This is a genomic window from Streptomyces sp. R-07 (genome assembly GCF_049913175.1).
Classification (GTDB): Bacteria; Actinomycetota; Actinomycetes; order Streptomycetales; family Streptomycetaceae; genus Streptomyces.
Genome location: NZ_CP183978.1, coordinates 1,100,301 through 1,123,154 on the forward strand (window position 1 = coordinate 1,100,301; position 22,854 = coordinate 1,123,154).

The window sequence follows — 22,854 nt, forward strand, 5'->3', positions numbered from 1 at the left end:
CTCACAGGGGCGGCGGGCCGTAGCCCCCGCCGCCGGGGGTCCGCAGGACCAGGACGTCGCCGGGACCGACCTCCGTGGTGGCGGCGCCTTCGAGGTGCTCGACGGTGCCGTCGGCGCGTTCCACGAGGTTCTCGCCGAGGGCGCCGGGCTCGCCGCCGGCCATTCCGTACGGCGGGACCCTGCGGTGGCCGGTGAGGAGGGCCACCGTCATCGGCTCCAGGAAGCGCAGGCGTCGCTCCACGCCCCGGCCGCCGTGCCACCTACCGCGTCCGCCGCTGCCCTCCCGTACCGCGAAGGCGTCGACCCGGACCGGGTGGCGCCACTCCAGGATCTCGGGGTCCGTGAGCCGGGAGTTGGTCATGTGGGTCTGGACGGCGTCGGCGCCGTCGAAGCCGTCGCCCGCGCCCGAGCCGCTCGCGACGGTCTCGTAGTACTGCACGCGCGCGTTGCCGAAGGTGACGTTGTTCATGGTGCCGGAGCCCTCGGCCTGGACGCCGAGGGCCGCGTAGAGCGCGCCCGTGACGGCCTGGGAGGTCTCGACGTTCCCGGCGACGGTGGCCGCCGGGTGGACGGGGGCGAGCATGGAGCCGGGCGGGACGCGGACCTCCAGGGGCTCCAGGCAGCCGCTGTTGAGCGGGATGTCCTCGTCGACGAGGGTGCGGAAGACGTACAGGACGGCGGCCATGACGACGGCGGTGGGCGCGTTGGCGTTCCCGGGCAGCTGGGCGGACGTGCCGGTGAAGTCGAGGACGGCGGAGCGCCGTTCGCGGTCGACGCGGACGGCGACCTCGATGACCGCGCCGCCGTCGGTCTCGTAGCGGTACGCGCCGTCGTCCAGGCGCGCGACGATGCGCCGCACGGACTCCTCGGCGTTGGCGCGGACGTGCCGCATGTAGGCCTGGACGACGTCGAGCCCGAACTCCTCGACCGTGCGGCGCAGTTCCTCGATGCCCTTCTCGTTCGCGGCGATCTGGGCGCGCAGGTCGGCGAGGTTGGTGTCCGGGTCGCGGGAGGGGTGCCGGGCGCCGGTGAGCAGGGCGCGGGTCTCCGTCTCGCGCAGGTGTCCGTCCCGTACGAGCAGCCAGTTGTCGAAGAGGACGCCCTCCTCGTCGACGGTCCGGCTGAAGGCGGGCATGGACCCGGGGGTGATGCCGCCGATCTCGGCGTGGTGGCCGCGCGAGGCCACCAGGAAGCGGAGCTCGTCCCCGGCGTCGCTGAACACCGGGGTCACGACGGTGACATCGGGGAGGTGGGTGCCGCCGTGGTACGGGTCGTTGATCGCGTAGACGTCGCCCGGGCGCAGGTCGTCCGCGCGCCGGCGCAGCACCTCCTTGATGGACTCCCCCATGGAGCCCAGGTGGACGGGGATGTGGGGGGCGTTGGCGATCAGGTTGCCCTCGGCGTCGAAGAGGGCGCAGGAGAAGTCGAGCCGTTCCTTGATGTTGACCGACTGGGCGGTGTTCTCCAGACGGACGCCCATCTGCTCGGCGATCGACATGAAGAGGTTGTTGAAGACCTCCAGGAGGACGGGGTCCACATCCGTTCCGGCGGCCACGCGCGCGGGGCGGGGGACGACGCGGTGCAGCAGCAGGTGGCCGCCGTCGGTCGCGGTGGCGCGCCAGCCGGTGTCGACGACGGTCGTGGCGTCGGCCTCGGCGAGGATCGCCGGCCCGTCGACGCTGTCGCCCGGCCGCAGGTCCCCGCGCCGGTGGAGCGGGACCTCGTGAGGCGCCCCGGCGCTGTGCATCCGGACGGTGGCGACGGGGGCGAGGCTGCCGGCCCTGTCGCCGGTGTCCACGAGGACCGGGCCGTGCGGGCCGGCGCTGCCGACGGCCTCCACGGTGACGGCCTCGACGACGAGTGGCCGGTCCAGGGTGAAGGCGTACCGCGCACGGTGAACGTCCGTGAACGCGGTTTTCAGCTCGTCGGCGGATGCGAGGTCGACGGGAAGGCTCGCGTCCGTGCCCGCGTAGCGCAGGAGCACGCGCGCGTGCGTGGTGATCGCCGCGTCCGGCAGACCGTCGTCGCGCAGCTCCTCGCGGGTGCGGTCGGCGAGTTCGTCGCACAGGGCCGTCACGCGCTCGTAGGTGCCGGCGGCGTCGAGTTCGGCCTCGACGGACCGCTCCCGCATGGCGGTGGCGTCGGCGAGCCCGATCCCGTACGCCGAGAGCACGCCGGCCAGCGGGGGTACGAGGACGGTGTCGATGCCCAGGGCGTCGGCGACGGCACACGCGTGCTGGCCGCCGGCGCCGCCGAAGCTCGTCAGGGCGTACCGGGTGACGTCGTGGCCGCGCTCGACGGAGATCTTCTTGACGGCGTTGGCCATGTTGAGGACGGCGATCTCCAGGAAGCCCGCGGCGACCTCCTCGGGGGTGCGGCCGCCGCCGACCTCCGCGGCGAGGGCCGCGAACCGCTCCCGCACGACCTCGGCGTCGAGGGGAAGGTCGCCGGTCTCGCCGAAGACGGCGGGGAAGTGGGCGGGCTGGACACGGCCGAGCATGACGTTGGCGTCGGTGACCGTGAGAGGGCCGCCGCGGCGGTAGCAGGCGGGTCCCGGGACGGCGCCGGCCGAGTCGGGGCCGACGCGGTAGCGGCGCCCGTCGTAGTGGAGGACGGAACCGCCGCCCGCCGCGACGGTGTGGATGGTCATCATGGGCGCCCGCATGCGCACCCCGGCGACCTGTGTACCGAGTTCACGCTCGAAGGTGCCCGCGTAGTGCGACACATCGGTGGAGGTGCCGCCCATGTCGAAGCCGATGACGCGGTCGTGCCCCGCCTGCGCGGAGGTGCGGGCCATGCCGACGACGCCGCCCGCCGGTCCCGACAGGACGGCGTCCTTGCCGCGGAAGTGGGCCGCCTCGCGGAGTCCTCCGTTGGACTGCATGAACATGAGGCGGATCCCGGCGAGTTCACGGGCGACCTCGTCGACGTACCGGCGCAGGATCGGCGAGAGGTAGGCGTCGACGACGGTGGTGTCCCCGCGCGGGATCAGCTTGATGAGCGGGCTGACCTCGTGCGAGCAGCTGACCTGGGTGAAGCCGGCGGCGCGGGCCGCCGCCGCGACCCGGGTCTCGTGTTCGGGGTGCCGGTAGCCGTGCAGGAGGACGACGGCGGCGGAGCGGAGGCCGTCGCGGTGGGCGTCGGCGAGTGCCCCGGCGACGGCGGACTCGTCCAGCGGGCGGACGACGTGACCGTGCGCGTCGACCCGCTCGGGGACCTCGACCACGCGCGCGTACACCGCCTCGGGCAGCACGATGTGACGGTCGAACAGCCGGGGCCGGTTCTGGTAGGCGATGCGGAGCGCGTCGCGGAAGCCCTCGGTGACCAGGAGCACGGTCGGCTCGCCGCGCCGCTCCAGGAGCGCGTTGGTGGCGACGGTGGTGCCCATCTTGACGACGGCGATCCGGTCGGCGGGGACGGGCTCGCCGGGGCCCAGGCCGAGCAGGAGGCGGATGCCGGCGACGGCCGCGTCCTGGCGGCGGGCGGGGTCGTGCGAGAGCACCTTGCGGCTGACGAGCCGGCCGTCGGGCCGCCGCCCCACGACGTCGGTGAAGGTGCCGCCCCGGTCGATCCAGAACTCCCAGCGCCCGTTCATCTCCCCATTGTGGCCGCGAGCGCGGCCGCGAGGGCGTCGTCCGCGCGCGCGTCGAGGGGCGCCGTGCCTGCAGGGCGCAGTGCGCCACACCGTTGACGTCGGGAGGGAAGGATTCGGTGACGATGACGACACGCATACGGGTGTTGTCGTCGTGCTCGGCGTGTCCCCGCCAACGTGGATCTGGACGGGGAGGGAACGTCCCATGAGCGTTTCCCCGGGACCCGGCGGCCGGGACCGTGGCCCCGCCCGAAGCCCCGGTCCCGCAACACACCGGCCCCCGGGGCGGGGCCACGGTCGGCGGGTTCTCCGCCGCAGGCCGCGCCGTCCCGGGGGCCGGGTGGCGGGTGGCTCGGGTGCGCGAGGTCGGACCGGGAGGGGTTGGCCGGACCTGTCGCTGCCCCGGAGCCGGGGTCAGACCTGGAGGTCCGGCCCTATCCGGTTGCGTACCGCCGTCTGGACCTCGACCTCTTCGGCCGGGTCGGCGGCGAGGCGGCGCAATCGTTCGGCGACGCGCACGTCACCGGTCTCGGCGTGCTGGGCCGCGACCTCGCGGGTGGTCTCCTCGCAGTCCCAGAGGCATTCGACGGCGAAGCCGGTCGCGAAGGTGGGGTCGGTGGCGGCGAGGGCGCGGGCCACGCGGCCGCGCAGCTGGGAGGAGGTCGTCTCGCGGTAGACGTGGCGCAGCACGGGGGCCGCGCAGGCGATGCCGAGGCGTCCGGCGCCGTCGACGAGGAAGGCGAGCTCGGGGGCGTCGGGGCCCGCGGAGCGCACGGTGCCGCGCAGGGCGCCGAGGACGAGGGTGGCGTCCTGGGCGGTGCCGCGGCAGGCGAGGACCTCGGCGGCGGCCGTCCCGAGGGCGTCGGTGCGACGGACCCAGGCACGGGCGCGGGCGACGGCGTCCTCGCCGCACATCCGCCGGTAGGCGGCGACGGCGGCGTCGGCGATCTCGCGGGAGTCGCCGTCGGCGGCGGCCTCGACGAGGTCGAGGACGGCGGGGTCCCGTGACTCGGCGAGGTGGTGCAGGGCGGCGCCGCGGGCTCCCGCCGCGCCGTGCCGGGCGGCGGCGAGGAGCTCGGGCCGGTCCTCGGGTCCCGCGACGGCGGTCAGGCAGCGGGCGGCGGGGCCGTGGAGGACGGCACCGCGCTCGTACCCCTCCTGCGCCCAGTCGAGGACGGCCTTGACGCTCCAGCCGGGGCGGGGCCCGGCGGGGCGCATCTGGCGCTGCCAGCGGTCGAAGGAGCCCTGTTCCTGGGCGGCCCTGACCCGGGCGCCGACGGCGTCGCGCCGGTCCTCGGCCCACAGCCGCCAGGGGCGGGGCTCGAAGGCGTCGCGGACGGTGCGCGCCAGCTCGGCGTCGCCCTCCGCGTCGGCCGGGAAGCGGGCCAGTACGGGCAGGGCGAGCGCGCGGAGTCCGGCGTCGTCGTCGCGGAGGGCCAGCTCGTCCAGGGCCCAGGCCCAGTTGGCGCCGGTCGCCGCGTACCGCCGGAGCAGCAGCAGGGCGTCCTGGCGTCCGTAGGAGGCGAGGTGTCCGAGGACGGCGAGCGAGAGCCCGGTCCGGGACTCCTCGGTGTCGAGGTGGTCCTCGGCATCGAAGAGGTGCGCCTCGATCTCCGCCAGGTCTCCGTGGAGGTCCAGGTAGAGACGGGCGTAGTACAGGGAGCGGTTCTCGACCTGCCAGTCGTGGCGGGGGTCGTCGAGAACGCAGTGGTTGAGGGCCGCGAGGGCCTCGGCGCGTGGCGCGGCGAGTGCGTGCAGGGTGCCGTCGCCGCGGCCCCGCTGCAGCAGGCCGAGCAGGGTGCCGCTCGGCGCTATGACTGGATCGAACATGGGAAGACGCCTCACATCAAGCTGTCGACACGACCGGGGGATACCGGGGGGAAGCCGGTCGGGCGGTACATCGCCCGTACGCCTAGGCCGCGCGGCAACATTCCGGGCCGTCCGTCGTCGTCCTTCGCCTGCCAGTGACCATCTTCCTCAGCCTCTCGTCGGTGGCCCGTTTTGCCGGGCCCGACGTCATGATGACCCACCCATTTCGCCACCGCGACCACATTTACGACGCCGCTCCCACCTGGGGTTCAGCCGCCGTTCACCTGGCGCCGAAGAGCTCCAGGAGTTCGGTCTTGCCGAACATGCGGGCCGTGTCGAGCGCGGACGGAGTCCCAGCCTCCGGATTCGCGCCGGCGGCGAGGAGGGTGCGGATCACGGCGTCCTCGCCCTTGAAGACGGCGCCGGCCAGCGGGGTCTGGCCGCGGTCGTTGGCGCGGTCGGCCTCGGCGCCGCGCTCCAGGAGGGCGGTGACCGCGGCGGCGTGGCCGTGGTAGGCGGCGAGCATCACGAGGGTGTCGCCCTTGTCGTTGGTGAGGTTCGCGGGGACGCCCGCGTCGAGGTAGGCGGCGAGGGCGTCGGCGTCACCCGTGCGTGCGAGGTCGAAGACCTTGGACGCCAGCTCGATGACCTCGGGGTCCGGAGTCTCGCTCATCGGGTGGAACCGCCTCTCTCCTGCTGTCGTGGCCTGTGCACGGCAAGCGCGGCCGTACGAGTGAATCGACAGGGTACTGCCCGTCCGGCGACATGACCGCGCCCGGCCGAGGCATAGATCACGTCAGCCCTTCCCGGGGCCCGCCTCTAACGCACGCCGGGCATTTCGCCACCCGGCGGGGCGTCCGCTGTCCGCCGGTCAAGTGAAATCGTCCGTTTTTCACTCTAATGCACCTTTAGTCACATAGATACTTGCTGTGAACCTGGAAGGACTCATGGTGACTGTCCCCTCAACCAGGAGAACAACCAATGATCCTGTCCATCTCAGGCGTGGTCCTGCTCGGCATCATCTGCTTCCTGTTCTTCAAGAAGGACGGGATGAAGGCCTCGCACGCCCTCGTCAGCGCGCTGTTCGGCTTCTACCTCGCGGGCACCGCCATCGCCCCGAGCATCACGGCGGGCGGGCAGAGCCTCGCCGGCCTCCTGGGCGGGATCAAGTTCTGACGCCCTTCAGTCCCTTCCACCACTTCAGGAGTACGACGTGGCCCGGCGACCACTCCCCCGCATTCTGAGCAGCGGCAGCGCGCAGATCGCTCGCAGTCGAGAAATCGCGCGCACGGCCGCCGACAGCGCCACCGACGTGCTCCATCCGCTGATCACGGTCTCCCGCGGTCTGCGGAAGCTGGCCGCGACCGCGCGCGCCAAGTGGGCCGCGACCCCCAAGGAGCGGCGTGGTCCCACGCTGTTCCTGGTCGCGGCCTGCGTCCTGGTCGTCGCCCTCGCGCCGTACGGGCCGCTCTTCGCCCTCGTCGCACTCATGGGCGCGGCCGCGTGGAAAGGCCGTGAACGCCCGGTCGTGAAGACCGGGCCGGACGACGCGGAGATCGCCCGTCTCAAGGGCCTGTACGAGGCCCTCGTGCCGTACTTCTCCGTGCCCGACGACCCCTCCCCGCTCTTCGCCCACGGCGGCGACTGGAGCGGCGCCTTCGGGGAGTACGCCTTCGACGAGGACGGGCGTCCCACCCGGCTGCGGATCGCGTACCCCCCGTACTTCACCGACGGCGAGCCGGCGTCCCGCGCCCGCATCGAGCAGCTGCTGCACGCCAAGTCGGGGCGCGGCCGCGAGTACCGCTTCGACTGGGACGAGGAGGGCAACGTGCTCGTCATGAGCGTGCTGCCCGCCCTGCCCACCACCATCGCCGCCCAGCGCTTCGTCACGGTGCCGGGCGAGACCGTCCTCGGCTTCACCGACGCCGAGGCCGTGCAGCGGACCGTGCCCGTGGTCGCGGCGGACGGCACGGAGGACGCGCCTGCCATCGTCTGGCGCACCGGCCCCCGGTCGACCGAGCCGCACCTGCTCGTCGTCGGCCAGCCCGGCAGCGGCACCACCTCGCTGCTGCGCTCGATCGCCCTCCAGGCCCTCCCCCACGGCGACGTCCTGGTCGTCGAGGGCGGCGGCACCGGCGAGTACGCGTGCCTGGCGGGCCGCGCCGGCGTCCTCGCGGTCGAGTGCGGGCTCTCCGGCGCCCTCGCCACCCTGGAGTGGGCGGCGCACGAGACGGAGCGGCGGCTCATCGCCGCGAACCGGGCCCGGCAGGCCGGCCTGCCCGCCCCCGAGGACACCCGCCGCCCGCTGTGGATCCTGCTCGACCGGCCGAGCGCCCTCGGGCACCTGGCCGCCGCCGACGGCCGCCCCGACCCGCAGGAGCTGCTCCAGGTGCCGCTGCGGCACGGGCGAGCCGCGCAGGTCACGGTGGTGGTGGCCGAGCAGTTCGACAGCACGGACACGCTGAGCGAGGCGGTACGGACCCACACCAGGGCCCGGATCGTCCTGGGCCCCGCCGCTCCGGAGCAGATCGCGGCCGTCCTGGGCGCCCAGCCGCACACCACGCCGACGGCCGAGGTCCCGGCGGGCCGGGGGTACGCGCGCCTGGGCACCGGTCCGGTCCTGCGGCTCCAGGTGCCGGCGACGCCCGACCCGTACGACGACGCGACGAGCGAGGCGCACCGCAAGGCGGTCCTGGACCTGCTCCCCGAGCGCCGCGCGAGCACGGAGGCAGCGCCGGTCACGGCTGCGGCACCGGTCACCGCCGCGACGCCGGTCCCGCCCGCGGCGCCGGTGACGGGCTCCGACACGGTCTCGCTCTCGGCCGTCGCGGTCGAGACGGTCCCCGGCTCGGCCCCCGAACCGGACCCAGGCCCGGCCCCGTTCCACACCCCGGTCCCCGCGGAGGGCTGAGGACGGACCAGGACGTACGGAGGGTCCCCACGCGCGCGCGTGGGGACCCTCCGTACGTATGCCGGGCAGGCCTTAGGCCACGAACGACCTCGGCGGCTCCGTTCCCCCGCTGCCGGCGCCCGACTCGACCAGGCGGGCGGCGGCGGCCAGTCGGGCGGCCGCCTCGTCGGCGACCGGGCCGCCGACCGTGAAGGGCAGCCGGACGAAGCCCTCGAAGGCGCCGTCGACGCCGAAGCGGGGTCCGGAGGGGACGCGGACGCCGACCCTCTCCCCCGCCTCGGCGAGCCGGGAGCCGGACAGGCCTCCGGTGCGGACCCAGAGGGTCAGGCCCCCGCGCGGGACCGCGAACTCCCACTCCGGGAGCTCCCGGCGGACGGCGGTGACGAGCGCGTCCCGGTTCTCCCTCGCCTGGTCTCGGCGGAGGCTCACGGCCTCCTCCCAGCCGCCCGTCCGCATGAGCCAGTTCACGCCGAGCTGTTCGAGGACGGGGGTGCCGAGGTCGGCGTACGCGCGGGCGGCGACCAGGGAGCGGATGACGTCGGGGGCTGCCCGGACCCAGCCGATGCGCATGCCCGCCCAGAAGGCCTTGCTGGCCGAGCCGACCGTGAGGACGGTGGAGCCCGCCGGGTCGAAGGCGCAGACCGGCCGGGGCATCTCCAGGTCGTCGTCCAGGTGCAGCTCGGCCATGGTCTCGTCGACGACGAGCACCGTGCCGGCCGAGCGGGCCGCCTCGACGAGCTGCCGCCGCTGGTCCTCGTCGGCGAGCGCGCCGGTCGGGTTGTGGAAGTCGGCGACGACGTACGCGAGGCGGGGTGCCGCGTCCCGCAGCACCTGGCGCCAGCGGCCCAGGTCCCAGCTGCCGAGGCCCTCGGCCATGGCGACGGGCACGAGCCGGGCGCCGGCCGAGCGCATCAGCTGGAGGATGTTGGCGTACGAGGGCGACTCGACGGCGATCCGCTCGCCGCGCCCCGCGAAGAGGTGGCAGATGGCGTCGATGGCGCCCATGGCGCCGGTCGTGACCATGATCTGCTCGGGCATCGTGGGGATCCCGCGCGCGGTGTACCGGTCGGCGAGCATCTGCCGCAGCGCGGGCAGTCCGGCCGGGTAGTCCCCGTGCGTGTGGGCGTAGGGCGGCAGCTCCTCCAGGGCGCCCTGGACGCCCCGGGTGAGCCAGGGCTCGGGCGCGGGCAGGGCCGCGCAGCCGAGGTCGATCATCGAGCCGAGGGCCTCGGGGGGCAGCGGTTCCAGGCCGCGCGCGGGAAGCGGGTTCCCGGCGGGCACGGCGGTCCAGCTGCCGGCGCCGCGCCGTGACTCCAGGAAGCCCTCGGCGCGGAGCGCCTCGTAGGCCGCGGCGACCGTGGTGCGGCTGACGGTGAGCGCGAGGGCGAGCTCCCGCTCGGCGGGCAGGCGGGCGGCGACCGGGACGCGGCCCTCCAGGACCAGCAGCCGGATGCCGTCGGCCAGCGCGCGGTAGGCGGGCGGCTTGCGGGCGCCGGGTCCGGCGGGCCGGGGCTGCTGCGCCTGGAGCTGCCGGGCGAGCTGGGCCGGTCCCACCGCCGAAGTCCACTGAGCCATGGAAATCAGTCCACCTTCCTCGAATTGGCCATGGTTGACATCTGATCTCCCGCCACAGAGTGTCATGAGTCAGTCCACTACCACCACCTTGGGGGGCAGTCCCTTGTCCATCGCCTCCGGCCTCCATGGCCGGCACCTCACCCGTCGGTTCGTCCAGCTCTACGTCGGGCTGACGCTGTACGGGGTCAGCTCGGCACTGCTCGTGCGCAGCGGGCTCGGCCTGGAGCCCTGGGGCGTCCTCCACCAGGGTCTCGCCGAGAAGACCGGGCTGACCATCGGCGTGGTGTCGATCATCGTCGGTGCGGTGGTGCTGCTCCTGTGGGTCCCGATCCGGCAGCGGCCCGGTCTCGGAACGGTCTCCAACGTGTTCGTGATCGGTCTGGCGATGGACGGCACCCTGGCCCTGGTCCCGGACGTCGACGGTCTGGCCGGGCAGGTGCCGCTGCTCGGGCTCGGCATCGTCCTCAACGGGGTCGCGACCGGCCTGTACATCGCGGCGCGGTTCGGTCCCGGTCCGCGCGACGGCCTGATGACCGGTCTGCACCGGCTCACCGGCCGGTCCATCCGGCTGGTGCGGACGGCGATCGAGGTGGTGGTGGTCGCGACGGGCTTCCTGCTGGGCGGCTCGGTCGGCGTCGGCACGGTCCTCTACGCCCTCGCGATCGGCCCGCTCGCCCAGTTCTTCCTCCGCCGGTTCGCCGTCCCGGAGGAGGGCTCCGGCAGCACCGTGGTCGCCGCGGCGACACCGGAAGGCGCCATACTGCGGCCGTGACTCGCGTACGCCACCCTTATCTCGACCATCCCTTCCCTCTCGCGTTCGCCCATCGCGGCGGCACGGCGAACGGCCTGGAGAACACCGCGGCCGCCTTCCGCCGGGCCACCGCGGCGGGCTACCGCTATTTCGAGACCGATGTGCACACGACCTCCGACGGGGTGCTCGTCGCGTTCCACGACGCGACCCTCGACCGTGTGACGGACGCCTCGGGCCGGATCCGCGACCTGCCGTGGGCGGCGGTGCGGGAGGCCCGCGTCGCCGGCGGAGAACCCCTGCCGCTCTTCGCGGACCTCCTGGAGGAGTTCCCCGAGGCCCGCTGGAACGTGGACCTCAAGGCCGAGTCGGCCCTGGCCCCGCTGATCGACCTGATCCGCAGGACCGGTGCCTGGGACCGGGTCTGCGTGGGCTCCTTCACCGAGTCCCGGGTGGCGCGCGCCCAGCGCCTGGCCGGGCCGCGGCTCGCCACCTCGTACGGGGTGCGCGGGGTGGTCGGCCTGCGGCTGCGCTCCTGGGGGATCCCGGCGGCCGTGCGGGCCGGGGCCGTCGCGGCGCAGGTCCCGGAGCGCCAGGCGGGGGTCCCCGTGGTCGACCGCCGGTTCGTGCGGGAGGCGCACGCGCGCGGGCTCCAGGTCCACGTGTGGACCGTCAACGATCCGGCCCGGATGAACTCTCTCCTCGACCTGGGGGTCGATGGCATCATGACCGATCAACTGGAGACGCTGCGCTCGGTACTGACCGAGCGGGGCCTGTGGGTCTGAGCACGCGCGTCCCCCCGGCAGGGGGCGGACACGGGGACCACGGGGACGAACGAGGGGGCGCGGCCTTGACCGCTGACATCACCGAGCCGGAGGAGTACACCACCGGCCCCGCCGAGCGGCGGCGCGAGCAGCGGGGCTGGTACTTCTACGACTTCGCGTGCTCGGTGTACTCGACGAGCGTGCTCACCGTGTTCCTGGGCCCGTACCTGACCTCGGTGGCGCGGGCCGCGGCCGACACCGAGGGGTTCGTGCACCCGCTGGGGATCCCGGTGCGGGCGGGCTCGCTCTTCGCGTACGCCGTGTCCGCCTCGATCGTGGTCGCGGTCCTGGTGATGCCCCTGGTGGGCGCCGTGGCGGACCGTACGGGCCGGAAGAAGCCGCTGCTCGCGGCGTCGGCCTACGTGGGGGCGGCGGCCACGGCGGGGATGTTCTTCCTCGCGGGCGAGCGCTACCTCCTCGGCGCCTTCCTGCTGATCGTGGCGAACGCCTCACTGTCGGTCTCGATGGTGCTCTACAACGCCTATCTGCCGCAGATCGCGGAGCCCGACGAACGGGACGCGGTCTCCTCGCGCGGCTGGGCCTTCGGCTACACGTCCGGCGCGCTGGTCCTCGTCCTGAACCTGGTCCTCTACTCGGGGCACGACTCCTTCGGCCTCACGGAGGGCGAGGCGGTCCGCATCTGCCTGGCCTCGGCCGGTGTGTGGTGGGGCGCCTTCACGGTGGTGCCGCTGCGCCGGCTGCGTGACCGGCGGCTGCGCCCGGAGGAGGCCGAGCGGGCCGACGAGGGAGCGGTCGGCAGCGGCTGGCGCCAGCTGCGGGCGACGCTGAAGGACATGCGACGGCATCCGCTGACGCTCTCCTTCCTCCTCGCGTACCTGATCTACAACGACGGCGTGCAGACGGTGATCTCGCAGGCCTCCCTGTACGGCTCCGAGGAGCTGGACCTCGATCAGACGACGCTCATCACGGCGGTCCTGCTGGTCCAGGTGCTCGCGGTGGCGGGGGCCCTCGGGATGGGGCGACTCGCCCGGTCGTACGGCGCCAAGCGGACGATTCTCGGCTCGCTGGCGGTCTGGACGCTGATCCTCGCGGCGGGCTACTTCCTGCCGGCCGGCTCGCCGGTGTTCTTCTACTTCCTGGCGGCCGCGATCGGCCTGGTCCTGGGCGGCAGCCAGGCTCTGTCGCGCTCGCTGTTCTCGCATCTGGTGCCGCGCGGCAAGGAGGCGGAGTACTTCTCGGCGTACGAGATGAGCGACCGGGGGCTCAGCTGGCTCGGTCCGCTCGTATTCGGTCTCGCGTATCAGCTGACCGGAAGCTACCGGGATGCCATCATCTCCCTGGTGATCTTCTTCGCCGTCGGTTTCGCACTGCTTGCCCGGGTCCCGGTCCGGCGTGCGGTGGAGGCCGCGGGGAACCCGATACCCGAGCGTATTTAGACGTGGCGATGAAAGGGCGGTAGTGTACGCGTTTGGCCTGCCAGGCGGACCGTTACTGCGTGCTGCTTTGGTGAAGACACCGGGTCACATCTGCCGTCAGATGTGACAAAACGGGCACTGGTGGGTACAACAAGGGGCGGCACGACGGGCGACGCATGACCCGGCACGGGAATCTTTACCGCCGACCGGACGTTGACCGGATAACGACGACAGCGACACCTGTCCTGTGGGCGACAAGCCCGGGAGGCACGATTCATGAGTGAGCGAGCTCTTCGCGGCACGCGCCTCGTGGTGACGAGCTACGAGACCGACCGCGGCATCGATCTGGCCCCGCGCCAGGCGGTGGAGTACGCATGCGAGAAGGGACATCGTTTTGAGATGCCCTTCTCGGTTGAGGCGGAGATTCCGCCGGAGTGGGAGTGCAAGGTCTGCGGAATCCAGGCACTCCTGGTGGACGGGGACGGACCTGAGGAGAAGAAGGGCAAGCCTGCGCGTACGCACTGGGACATGCTCATGGAGCGGCGCACCCGCGAAGAGCTGGAGGAGGTCCTCGCCGAGAGGCTGGCCGTCCTGCGCTCCGGTGCCATGAACATCGCCGTGCATCCGCGCGACAGCCGCAAGTCCGCCTAGCGGGCAGCCGGAACAGCACAACGCCGCGGGGCCCGGTACACGAAGTGTGTACCGGGCCCCGCGGCGTTCCCGCGTCCCGCCCCCCAGGGGGGCGGGACGCGGCTGTGGATCAGGGCGTCAGGGGCGGGCGGTGCCCGTCGGGCCGAGACGGGCCCTGGGGGGCGTCCTCACGGATGACCTCGCCCTGGACCACCTTCCCGCCCGGCTGGTGGATACGGGCCTGCTGGAAGGCGTCCTGGAGGCTGCCGGGAGGTGCGGCGCTCATCCGGCGCTCGACGGCCTTCTCCGCGTACCGCCCGAGGAACGAGCGGACCTGCGGGATCAGCAGGAGCAGGCCGGCCGCGTCCGAGAGCAGGCCGGGGATCATCAGGAGCAGGCCGCCGAGCATCAGGAAGCCGTTGCGGTCGTCCGCGCCGGTCCGGTCGGCGGGCGAGGGCGCCACGCCGCTCTGCGCGGCCGCCTGGGCCTGCTGGAAGGTCGAGGTGAGGTTGCGGAAGGCGCGGCGGCCCGCCCGCTTGACGACGGCGGCGCCGAGCACGGCACCGCCGACGAGCAGGGCGAGGACGGTCAGTCCGCCCACCGCGTTCGCCACCACCGTGAGCAGCCAGATCTCCAGGACCAGCCAGGCGGCGACGCCGAGCGGAAGGAACGTACGCGCGCGTGAGCGCTTGGGGGCGAGGGGAGGCGTTGCGCCGGTCGTCATGGTCCCCAGTGTGCCTGGGACCCCGCCGGAACGTCGTAAAGGAAGGATCAGTACGGATGAGCGCGGATCCGGGCGGATCCGGGCGGATCGGCGCGAGTCTGCGCGGATCAGCGCGGGTCAGCGCGGATCCGCCCGGGACGTCAGGAGGCCTTGCGGCCGAGCAGCCTGCCGACCTTCTCCGCCCGCGCCGTCAGACCCCAGCCGGTGACCCGCCACAGCGCCTCGACGACGATGTTCCGGCTCATCTTCGAGTCGCCGATCTCTCGCTCCACGAAGGTGATCGGGACCTCGACGACGTGGAAGCCGGCGGCGACCGCGCGGCGGGCCAGGTCGACCTGGAAGCAGTACCCGGCCGAGGCCACGTCGTCCAGGCCGAGGCCCTCCAGGGTCTCCTTGCGGAAGGCCCGGTAGCCGCCGGTGACGTCGCGGATCGGCACGTCGAGCATCACGCGCGAGTAGAGGCTGCCGCCGCGGGAGATGAACTCGCGGGACTTCGGCCAGTTCACGATCCGGCCGCCGGGCACCCAGCGGGAGCCGAGGACCAGGTCCGCGCCCTTGAGCGCGGTGAGCAGCCGCGGCAGCTCCTCGGGCTGGTGGGAGCCGTCGGCGTCCATCTCGACGAGGACGCCGTAGCCGTGCTCGATGCCCCACCGGAAGCCGGCGAGGTAGGCCGCGCCGAGGCCTTCCTTGCCCTTGCGGTGCAGGACGTGCACATGGTCGTCGTCGGACGCGATCTCGTCCGCGAACTTGCCCGTGCCGTCAGGGCTGTTGTCGTCGGCGACGAGAACGTGCGCCTCGGGTACGGCCTCCCGCACCCGCGCGACGATCGGCTTGATGTTCTCCGCCTCGTTGTAGGTCGGAATGATCACCAAGGCCTTGCCGAGCGGGCCGTAACGCCTCTGGCCACCGTCGTTCACTACTGCCCCTTCGGATACATACGCAGGCCCCCACCATAGCGAGGTCCTCGGAGTGCTCCGGCGCGGCGGGTCGGGTGGGACGGGTGACGTGCGGTGCGGGGCCCGGCGTCCTTCGGTCCGACCTGGGATCCGCTGGCTGCGGGTCGACCGAGAGCCGTTGTCTACTGAACGTCCGGGCCCCACCCGGGTCGCACCTTCCGCCGGAGAAACCTTCCCTCGCGGCCGAGGCGCGGGCGGCGTTCGGCTACGGCGTGGGGGTGCGGTCCGGTCGGACGTCCTGTGGTGGACGCGGGAGAACCTACCCGCCCCTGACGGTCGACTGTCAACACTCGCTTGACCTGCGGAGACTTCCCAAAAGGCCAGGCCGGAGGGGAAGATCCGCAGGTCGGGGACAAGCGTGCGGCACGGTGATCCGGGGTGCGGAATGTCCCCGTATCACTCGTTCGGCCGCACGAACACCGTCTGCCCGTACACCACCGTGCGCAGGCAGACGGGGAGATCGACACCGGGCGACAGATCGGGCAGACCGGGCGTTCCGGAACGCGGGTCGGTGGACCAGCGGGCGACCCGGTCGTCGGGCGCCTGGACGACGAGCTCCTCGGTGCGCCAGACCGCGTAGTCGGCGGGCGCGCCGGGGACCAGCGTCCCCGCGTCGTCCTGGCCCACGGCCCGCCAGCCGCCCCGGGTGTGGGCGGTGAAGGCCGCCCGGGCGGAGATCCGGTGCTCGGGCGTCCGGTGGAAGGCGGCGGCCCGGACGGTGCCCCAGGGGTCGAGCGGGGTGACCGGGCTGTCGGAGCCGAAGGCCAGCGGCACACCGGCGCGCAGCAGCGCCGCGTACGGGTTGAGGGTGCGGGCCCGCTCGGCGCCGAGCCGGTCGGCGTACATGCCCTCCTCGCCGCCCCAGAGGGCGTCGAAGGCGGGCTGGACGGAGGCGGTGAGCCCCAGCTCGGCGAAGGCGGCGATCGTCTCGGGGGTGAGCATCTCGACGTGCTCGACGCGGTGCCGGGCGGCCCGGATCCGGGCCAGGCCGAGCTTCTCGGCGGCGGCCCTGACGCCCTCGACGACCGAGGTGACGGCCGCGTCCCCGATGGCGTGGAAGCCGGCCTGGAGCCCCGCCTCGGTGCAGGCGACGACGTGCAGCGCGATGGTGGCCGCGTCCAGGTGGGCGGAGCCGCTGTGCCCGGCGTGGTCGGCGTACGGCTCGTGCAGGCAGGCCGTGTGCGAGCCGAGGGAGCCGTCGGCGAACAGGTCGCCGGCCGCGCCGAGGGCCCCGAGGGCCCGGGCCCGCTCGACGTCGAGGTCGGCCCAGTAGCCGACGACCCGGGGCCCGGCCTCCTCGCGCGCGAGGTCCAGGAGGCCGGTGAAGTCCTCCTCGGAGGAGATCTGCGGCCCGCCGCACTCGTGCAGGGTGCCGATGCCGAGGGAGGCGGCCCGGAGCCGGGCGGCGCGCTGCGCCTCGGTGCGCTGGAGCGGCGACACGGCGGCGAAGGCGGCGGCGCGCACGGCGTGGTGGGCGTCCCCGGTCAGCGGCCGCTGCCCGTCGTGGAAGCCGTCCAGGTCACGGACGCCGGGCACGAGGTCGAGGAGGGCCGTGGTGACGACGGCCGAGTGGACGTCGATCCGGGTCAGGTAGAGCGGGCGGCCGCCGGTGAGTTCGTCGAGCTCGGCGCGGGTGAGCGGGCGGCGCTCGGGCCAGCGCGAGGCGTCCCAGCCGTGGCCGATGAGGATGCGGTCCTCGGGGCGGGCGGCGGCGTGGTCCCGGATCAGCCCGGCGGCCTCGGCGAGCGAGGCGGCGGACGACAGGTCGAGCCCGGTGAGGGCGAACCCGGTGGCCGTGGTGTGCACGTGCGCGTCGACGAAGGCGGGGGTGACGAGCGCGCCCTCCAGGTCGACCACCTCGTCCACGCCGGACGCGAAGGCGTCGGCCGCGCCCTCCGAGCCCACCCAGGCGACGTGACCGCGCTCCACCACCATGGCGGTGGCGAAGGGGTCGGCGGGGCTGTGGACTTCTCCACCGCGCAGCAGCACGGTGCGGTGTTCGCCGGGAGACGCAAGCGGCATGGACTCACTCATGCCCACCAGGCTAGGACCTGCCAGGACCCGGTTTGTCCGGCAGGTCCCCCCTGGGCGCACCCGAACGCGTCAGATGCGCGGCGGCCTGGCCTCGTACGGCGTGGACAGGACGACGGTCGTGCGGCTGGAGACCCCGGCCTGGGAGCGGATGCGACTGAGCAGGTGCTCCAGCTCCAGCGGGGTGGCGACGCGGACCTTGAGGATGTAGTTCTCGTCACCCGCGACGCTGTGGCAGGCCTCGATCTCGGGGATGTCGGCGAGCCGGTCGGGGGTGTCGTCGGGGGAGCTGGGGTCGAAGGGTTTGACCGAGATGAACGCGGTGAGCGGCAGACCCACGGCCTCCGGGTCGACGACGGCGGCGTAGCCGCGGATGACACCGCGCTGCTCCAGGCGACGGACACGCTGATGCACCGCCGACGTGGACAGGCCCGTGGCCTTGCCCAGGTCGGTGTAGCTCATCCGCCCGTCCTTGACGAGCAACTCCACGATCTGACGATCCAGCTCCTCCATGCGGTGACCCTATTGCTCCCGGCGGACCGGGGCACGGCCGGGGGCGGCCTCTATAGGGCGCTATGGGCTGTCACGGGGCACCTGCGACAGGCATGTGACGAACGCCACAGGTTTGCGCCCGGCCTGGGATGCCGCCTCACGGTTATGCGGAGTTCCGCATGGGAAGTGCTTGCTGTGGTCGAGGCCGTACAGATCCGGCCGACCCAGCCGAGGGGGAGATTCCCAATGCAGGAGCCTGTTGATTCGGTCGACACGTCCGACGAGCTCGACGCGTACGACACCTTTGAGATGTTCCGGGTCGTCTGCCCGGAGTGCGTGCAGCCCATCGCGCTGCTCGCGGACGAGGACGCGCTGCCGGAGCACGCCCTCTGCCCGACGCCGTGGAACCCCTTCGTCCTGACGGTCTGCCCGGGCACGGGCCTCCCGGCCGCCGAGGCCCGCCCCGCCGACGAAGACGTCCCGGGAGTCCAGGAGCAGGACACCGCGCTGCTCCTGACGCTCCCCCAGGGTCTCGACTGGCGCACGCAGCCCTTCTCGCACGTCGGCGGTCCGGGCTCGCGTCCGATCCGGGTGCCGCAGATGCGGCGCGCGGCCTGAGCCCTTCGGCTACCAGTAACTTCCCCGCACCATCGCCGCGAGCGTGGCGTGGTGCAGGATCAGGCCGTCCGGGTCTCCGGGCACCTCGACCTCGCCGAAGTGGGCCTGGCGGTACGCGATCCTGAGCATGACGATCGCGTGCCGCAGCGCCGCGTAGAGCGTGTGGAACTCCATGTCGCGCGGGGTGTGTCCGGTCAGTTCCGCGTACCGCCGTTCGACCGCGTCGCGCCGCAGGAAGCCGGGCAGTCCGGGCTGGCCGAAGCCGACGGTCAGGTCCTGGAAGAAGCGGTGCAGGTAGACCGTCCAGCCGAGGTCGACCTCGCGGGGGACGTACGCCGCCATCTCCCAGTCGAGGACGGCGGCGGGCGTGAATCCCTCGTAGACGATGTTCCCGATGCGCGCGTCACCCCAGCCGAGGACGGCGGGGCCCTCGTCGGCCGGCCAGTGCTCCTCCAGCCAGTCGAAGGCCGACTCGATGAGCGGGGAGGGCGCGAGTCCCGCCACCACCCAGGCGTAATAGGCGCGTTGGGCGTCGACGTGCCGGCGCAGCGGGCTCCCGGTGCCTTCGGGCAGCAGGAACTCCGCCTCCTTCGCGGGGAACTGGTCGTGCAGCCTGGCCAGTACGGAGACGGACTCGGCCTCCAGGAGGGCGCGTTCGTCGTCCGTGGCGGCGTGCAGCCAGTTCCCCTCGTACGTGTAGGGCATGACGTCCGGCGGGACGCGGCCCTCGGCACGGGCCATCACGAAGAAGGGGGCGCCGAGCGGTTCCGGGTCTTCTTCCAGCCAGAGCACGCGCGGCACGGGGACGTCGGTGTGCTCGCCGACGAGCCGCATCACCCGGTGCTGGCGAGCCATGTCGTAGACGGGGAAGACGGTGTACGCGGCGGGGTCTGCGGCGAGCCGCAGGGCGCAGCCGCGTACGGGGGCGTCCGGGTGGTCGAGGTCGAAGAGAAGGGTCTCGCTGGACATGCCGTTGGAGCCGGGGACGGCGAGCCCGGTGACCCCGGCTCCGGGCAGGTGCCGGTCCAGCCAGGCGGTGAGCCGTCGGCCGAGCTCCTCGGGATCACGTGTGGTGGTGCGGGGGCGCGGGGCGGTGGCCAAGGGGCGCTCCTCAGTGGGCGGTTGACGTGTGGTCGGCGAAGCCGCTGGGGTCGTGGCGGCCGAAGGAGCCGTGTTCGAAGATGCCGTAGCCGGTGTGGCCGTCGAGGGTGAAGCGGGCGGCGTGGTCGGTGACGCCGTACGCGGCCATGGGGTGGGCCGCGGGGTCGGAGAGGTCGTAGACGCGCCGGTCGGTCCAGCCGCGGCCCTGCCAGGTCCCGTGCTGCCAGTCGGTGGCGGGCGGGTAGCCCGCGCCCACGGCGAGGGGCGAGGAGGCGAGGATCTCGACGCCGATCTCCAGGGGTTTTCCGGCCGGGTCGGCGAGGTGGACGGAGGCCCGTTCGGGGTGGCGGGTGCCCGGTCGGTACGTGATGTCGGTGCGGGGCCAGCCGAGCTGGGTGTCGCGGCGGCCGTTGCGCACGAGCAGGGCCTCGTTGAGGGTGCGGTAGCCGTCGGCGTCCTCCTGGGCGATGACCATGAGGAAGCGGTCCGCGAAGCGCATCGGGATCCAGAGCCAGTGGAAGCCCTCGGGGCGGAACTCGGCGGCGCGGCCGGGTTCCTCGCCGGGGAGGGGGCGCACCCCCCAGCTGCGGTCGCGGGTGCCCGTCCACTCCCCCGCGGTGACGGTGAACTCCTCGCCGCCGGCCCTGATGGTGCCCGCGCAGTGTCCGGCCTGGACGAAGCGGCGGCCTTCGAGGGTGAGGCGGCCGCCGTGGCGCTGGGTGTGGTGGGGCTCCCAGACGGCGGGGAAGTCGCCGGTCCAGGTGAGCTCGAAGGAGAGCCCGTCGGGGTCGTCGGGGTCGGCCGCACAGCGCAGGGAGAGGCGCTGGAGGGGTTCGTCGACGGTGATGGTCAGCGGGCCGACGGAGAGGTTCGTCCGGTCGTCGCCGAGGGCGTCGGAGGCCCGGACGGCGTGCAGCCGGTCGCCGGTGCGCAGGGTGGCGTAGGCGTCGATGACCCCGGTGTTGGGGTAGACGCCGAGTCCGGCGATGAGCAGGGCACGGCCGGTGTGGTCGAAGACGTGGAAGATGCACCGGTCGTAGGCGTTGCGGTCGCCGCTGACGTGGTGCTTCATCGAGAGCGGTGCCTGGTGCACGGGGTATTCGTCGAGCGCGACGGGCCGGTCGTCGTCCACGGTTGACCTCCTGATCGGCAAGTGGGATCTGACGGTACGTCAGGTCCCGACCGAGGGGCCAGAGTCGTGCACCGGGTACCGGGCGAACTGCCGCTCGAATCCGTTCGGCGGTGACCCCGGCCGCCGGGGCGCGTTGGTCCGGGCATGACCACGCTGTACACCACTCCCAGCGGTTACGGTCGGCACCGACAGGCCGAACCGCGCGGTGAAGAATCGGTTCCTCAGTCGGCGGCGACGGCACCGGAGCCCGCCTCCGCGCCCGCCCCGGCGCCCGCAGCCGTGCCCCTGCCCGTACCGGCCCCCGTGCCCGTTCCAGTACCCGTACCGGCGCAGGCGCAGGCGCAGGCGCAGGGGAACGGGCAGGGGCAGGTCCAGGCGCCGGTGCAGGTCCAGGCGCATGCACCGGCCCAGGCGCAGGGGCAGGTGAAGCCCTCCTTCCCCGCCGACCCGCCCATCTACCGGGACGTGCTCTCCCTCTGGGCCAGCCAGGGCCGCACCCTGCCCGGCCACCGCGACCAGGAGTGGGCCCGGCTCGCCGCCGGACCCGTCTGGGCGGACCGCACCGTGCGCGTCAGCGGGATTCTGGTCCGACCAGGTGACGGGCGATGACGACGCGCTGGATCTGATTGGTCCCCTCGACGATCTGGAGCATCTTCGCCTCGCGCAGATACCGCTCCACGGGGAAGTCCGCCGTGTAGCCGTAGCCGCCCAGCACCTGAACCGCGTCCGTCGTGACCTGCATGGCGGCGTCCGTGCAGAAGAGCTTGGCCATCGCCGCGCACCGGCCGAAGGCCCGCCCCTCGTCCCGGAGCCGGGCCGCCTCCAGGTACAGCGCCCGGCCCGCCTCGATCCGGGTCGCCATGTCGGCGAGCAGGAAGCGGAGCCCCTGGAAGTCGGCGATCGGCCGGCCGAACTGGCGGCGCTCCCGCGCGTACGCGACGGCCTCGTCCAGGGCCGCCTGGGCCAGCCCCACGGCGCAGGCGGCGATGCCGAGCCGCCCCGAGTCCAGGGCGGCGAGCGCGATCGCGAAGCCCTGCCCCTCCGCGCCGAGACGCCGGTCGTCGCCGACCCGCACCCCGTCGAAGTGGAGCTGCGCGGTGGGAGAGCCCTTCATGCCCATCTTCCGCTCGGGCGGGGCGGCGCTGAGCCCCTGCGCGTCCCCCGGCACGAGGAACGCGGTGATGCCGCGCGCGCCCGCGCCGCCGGTGCGGGCCATGACGGTGCAGAAGTCCGCGATGCCGCCGTGGGTGATCCAGGCCTTGGTGCCGTCGATCACCCAGTCGCCGCCCGGGTCCCGGACGGCGCGGGTCCGCAGCGCCGCCGCGTCCGATCCGGCGGAGGGCTCGGAGAGGCAATACGCGCCGAGGAGACCGCCGCCCAGCATCGCGGGCAGGTGCGCGGCCCGCTGCTCCTCGGTGCCGAAGCCCGCGAGCGCGTGGCAGGACAGGGTGTGGACGCTCACCCCGAGCCCGACGGTGAGCCGGGCGGCGGCGAGCTCCTCCAGGACCTGGAGGTAGACCTCGTACGGCTGGCCGCCCCCGCCGTACTCGGAGTCGTACGGCAGTCCGAGCAGCCCGGAGCGGGAGAGCAGCACGAACAGCTCGCGCGGGAAGCGGCCGGCGGCCTCCTCCTCCGCGGCGCGCGGGGCGATCTCCCGGCGGGCGATGTCACGCACCAGGGAGAGCAGTTCCCGGGCCTCGTCGGTGGGCAGTCGGCGTTCCACGCCGTCCGCGGTGCTGTCGGCCATGGCCGGACGCTCCTCCCTGCCGGGCGCGCGGGGCGCGCGCGGAGTGCCGAGATCGCGGGGAGTATGCCCGTTCCGGACCGGGGGATCACACCCCTGCCGGTGAACCACCCGGCCGCCGGTGGATCACGACCGCCTCACATGAGGCCCGCGCGGGTGACGAGGACGGCGAGCAGGACGACCAGGGTCCAGCCGAGGACGTGCTCCAGGATCTCGGGACCGTCCTCGCGGGGGCCGCCCGTCCGGGCGCGGGCGAGGAGGCGGGAGTGGGTGGTGGAGGTCATGGCGACCACCTTGCGCCACGGGGGCGGCCCCGGGGTAGAGACGTCGGTCACGTCCCCCGGGGCCGCAGCGCCGCCCCAGCCGATGCCGAGGGCCTCCAGGGCCTTGCGCTGGGCGGGCGAGGGCCGGTCGGGAAAGCGGAGGTGGCAAACCCCTCCTGTGCCGGAGCCCACTTCGCCGCTCGCGTTGCAGCGCTCGGTGCGAAGGCAGAGAGCTCCCGCTCGGTGCAGCCGTCATTCCCCATGACCGCCCTTGTAGGAACGCGAAGCAAGCATCTCCATGGGGTGGGGTCAACGGACGGCGTCGGGA

General features: G+C 73.5%; 20 protein-coding genes. 8 read left to right on the top strand and 12 right to left on the bottom strand.

The genetic code is table 11. The annotated features are described in order from the left end of the window. Position 1: 1 nt before the first annotated feature. The 3 genes from ACN9M0_RS05055 to ACN9M0_RS05065 all read right to left on the bottom strand — a co-directional run bounded on the left by ACN9M0_RS05055 (position 2) and on the right by ACN9M0_RS05065 (position 6,074). The gene (locus ACN9M0_RS05055; RefSeq protein ID WP_426403189.1) at positions 2-3,595 is read right to left on the bottom strand and encodes a hydantoinase B/oxoprolinase family protein; all 3,594 of its coding nucleotides are present in this window, start codon (positions 3,593-3,595) and stop codon (positions 2-4) included. Positions 3,596-4,006: 411 nt separating this feature from the next. Continuing rightward, positions 4,007-5,422: a HEAT repeat domain-containing protein gene (locus ACN9M0_RS05060; protein WP_366042474.1), complete on the bottom strand. Its 1,416-nt coding sequence runs from the start codon at positions 5,420-5,422 to the stop codon at positions 4,007-4,009. A gap of 259 nt (positions 5,423-5,681) precedes the next feature. Then, the gene (locus ACN9M0_RS05065; protein WP_366042475.1) at positions 5,682-6,074 is read right to left on the bottom strand and encodes an ankyrin repeat domain-containing protein; all 393 of its coding nucleotides are present in this window, start codon (positions 6,072-6,074) and stop codon (positions 5,682-5,684) included. A gap of 308 nt (positions 6,075-6,382) precedes the next feature. Between ACN9M0_RS05065 and ACN9M0_RS05070 the strand changes: the two genes are divergently transcribed. Both ACN9M0_RS05070 and ACN9M0_RS05075 read left to right on the top strand, forming a co-directional pair. Further along, on the top strand, positions 6,383-6,577 hold the full coding sequence (locus tag ACN9M0_RS05070) for a hypothetical protein (protein ID WP_015032212.1): 195 nt from the start codon (positions 6,383-6,385) through the stop codon (positions 6,575-6,577). A gap of 37 nt (positions 6,578-6,614) precedes the next feature. Continuing rightward, the gene (locus tag ACN9M0_RS05075; protein WP_399699526.1) at positions 6,615-8,312 is read left to right on the top strand and encodes an ATP-binding protein; all 1,698 of its coding nucleotides are present in this window, start codon (positions 6,615-6,617) and stop codon (positions 8,310-8,312) included. A gap of 72 nt (positions 8,313-8,384) precedes the next feature. Here ACN9M0_RS05075 and ACN9M0_RS05080 read toward each other — a convergent pair whose 3' ends face one another. Continuing rightward, positions 8,385-9,887 carry a PLP-dependent aminotransferase family protein gene (locus tag ACN9M0_RS05080; RefSeq protein ID WP_366042609.1) on the bottom strand — a complete coding sequence of 501 codons (1,503 nt, stop codon included), beginning with the start codon at positions 9,885-9,887 and terminating at the stop codon, positions 8,385-8,387. 64 nt (positions 9,888-9,951) lie between these two features. On the opposite strand from ACN9M0_RS05080, the gene ACN9M0_RS05085 reads away from it, so the two are divergent. From ACN9M0_RS05085 to ACN9M0_RS05100, 4 genes are all read left to right on the top strand, one after another. Then, positions 9,952-10,659: a YczE/YyaS/YitT family protein gene (locus ACN9M0_RS05085; protein ID WP_426403190.1), complete on the top strand. Its 708-nt coding sequence runs from the start codon at positions 9,952-9,954 to the stop codon at positions 10,657-10,659. Beyond that, positions 10,656-11,420, top strand: coding sequence for a glycerophosphodiester phosphodiesterase (locus ACN9M0_RS05090; protein WP_366042607.1), 765 nt, complete (start codon positions 10,656-10,658; stop codon positions 11,418-11,420). Before ACN9M0_RS05085 ends, ACN9M0_RS05090 begins: the two co-directional genes overlap by 4 nt. Positions 11,421-11,485: 65 nt before the next feature. Next, entirely contained in the window at positions 11,486-12,856 is a 1,371-nt protein-coding gene (locus tag ACN9M0_RS05095) for an MFS transporter (protein ID WP_399699530.1), read from the top strand. Between the two features lie 255 nt (positions 12,857-13,111). Then, positions 13,112-13,486, top strand: a complete 375-nt coding sequence (locus tag ACN9M0_RS05100; protein WP_015032218.1) for an RNA polymerase-binding protein RbpA — start codon at positions 13,112-13,114, stop codon at positions 13,484-13,486. 109 nt (positions 13,487-13,595) lie between these two features. Here ACN9M0_RS05100 and fxsA read toward each other — a convergent pair whose 3' ends face one another. The 4 genes from fxsA to ACN9M0_RS05120 all read right to left on the bottom strand — a co-directional run bounded on the left by fxsA (position 13,596) and on the right by ACN9M0_RS05120 (position 17,689). Then, complete coding sequence (gene fxsA, locus ACN9M0_RS05105) at positions 13,596-14,189, bottom strand: FxsA family membrane protein (protein ID WP_366042605.1); 594 nt, start codon at positions 14,187-14,189, stop codon at positions 13,596-13,598. Between the two features lie 140 nt (positions 14,190-14,329). Continuing rightward, entirely contained in the window at positions 14,330-15,106 is a 777-nt protein-coding gene (locus ACN9M0_RS05110) for a polyprenol monophosphomannose synthase (RefSeq protein ID WP_366042604.1), read from the bottom strand. A 435-nt stretch (positions 15,107-15,541) separates the two neighbouring features. After that, complete coding sequence (locus ACN9M0_RS05115; protein WP_426403191.1) at positions 15,542-17,179, bottom strand: amidohydrolase; 1,638 nt, start codon at positions 17,177-17,179, stop codon at positions 15,542-15,544. Positions 17,180-17,248: 69 nt separating this feature from the next. Beyond that, positions 17,249-17,689 (bottom strand): Lrp/AsnC family transcriptional regulator, encoded by a 441-nt coding sequence (locus tag ACN9M0_RS05120; RefSeq protein WP_073818744.1) that lies wholly within the window; start codon positions 17,687-17,689, stop codon positions 17,249-17,251. Between the two features lie 225 nt (positions 17,690-17,914). On the opposite strand from ACN9M0_RS05120, the gene ACN9M0_RS05125 reads away from it, so the two are divergent. Next, positions 17,915-18,286 carry a hypothetical protein gene (locus tag ACN9M0_RS05125; protein WP_366042602.1) on the top strand — a complete coding sequence of 124 codons (372 nt, stop codon included), beginning with the start codon at positions 17,915-17,917 and terminating at the stop codon, positions 18,284-18,286. Between the two features lie 9 nt (positions 18,287-18,295). On the opposite strand, the gene ACN9M0_RS05130 is transcribed toward ACN9M0_RS05125, so the two are convergent. Next, positions 18,296-19,387, bottom strand: a complete 1,092-nt coding sequence (locus tag ACN9M0_RS05130; protein WP_399699537.1) for a phosphotransferase family protein — start codon at positions 19,385-19,387, stop codon at positions 18,296-18,298. Positions 19,388-19,397: 10 nt separating this feature from the next. After that, positions 19,398-20,459 carry a hypothetical protein gene (locus tag ACN9M0_RS05135; RefSeq protein ID WP_399699682.1) on the bottom strand — a complete coding sequence of 354 codons (1,062 nt, stop codon included), beginning with the start codon at positions 20,457-20,459 and terminating at the stop codon, positions 19,398-19,400. A 204-nt stretch (positions 20,460-20,663) separates the two neighbouring features. Here ACN9M0_RS05135 and ACN9M0_RS05140 point away from each other — a divergent pair, with 204 nt between their 5' ends. Continuing rightward, positions 20,664-21,128 carry a hypothetical protein gene (locus tag ACN9M0_RS05140; RefSeq protein WP_366042599.1) on the top strand — a complete coding sequence of 155 codons (465 nt, stop codon included), beginning with the start codon at positions 20,664-20,666 and terminating at the stop codon, positions 21,126-21,128. Here the strand turns inward: ACN9M0_RS05140 and ACN9M0_RS05145 are convergent. Continuing rightward, positions 21,091-22,266: an acyl-CoA dehydrogenase family protein gene (locus ACN9M0_RS05145; RefSeq protein WP_366042598.1), complete on the bottom strand. Its 1,176-nt coding sequence runs from the start codon at positions 22,264-22,266 to the stop codon at positions 21,091-21,093. The genes ACN9M0_RS05140 and ACN9M0_RS05145 overlap by 38 nt on opposite strands. A gap of 134 nt (positions 22,267-22,400) precedes the next feature. Further along, positions 22,401-22,547: an SCO1431 family membrane protein gene (locus ACN9M0_RS05150; protein ID WP_426403192.1), complete on the bottom strand. Its 147-nt coding sequence runs from the start codon at positions 22,545-22,547 to the stop codon at positions 22,401-22,403. Positions 22,548-22,854: the final 307 nt, after the last annotated feature.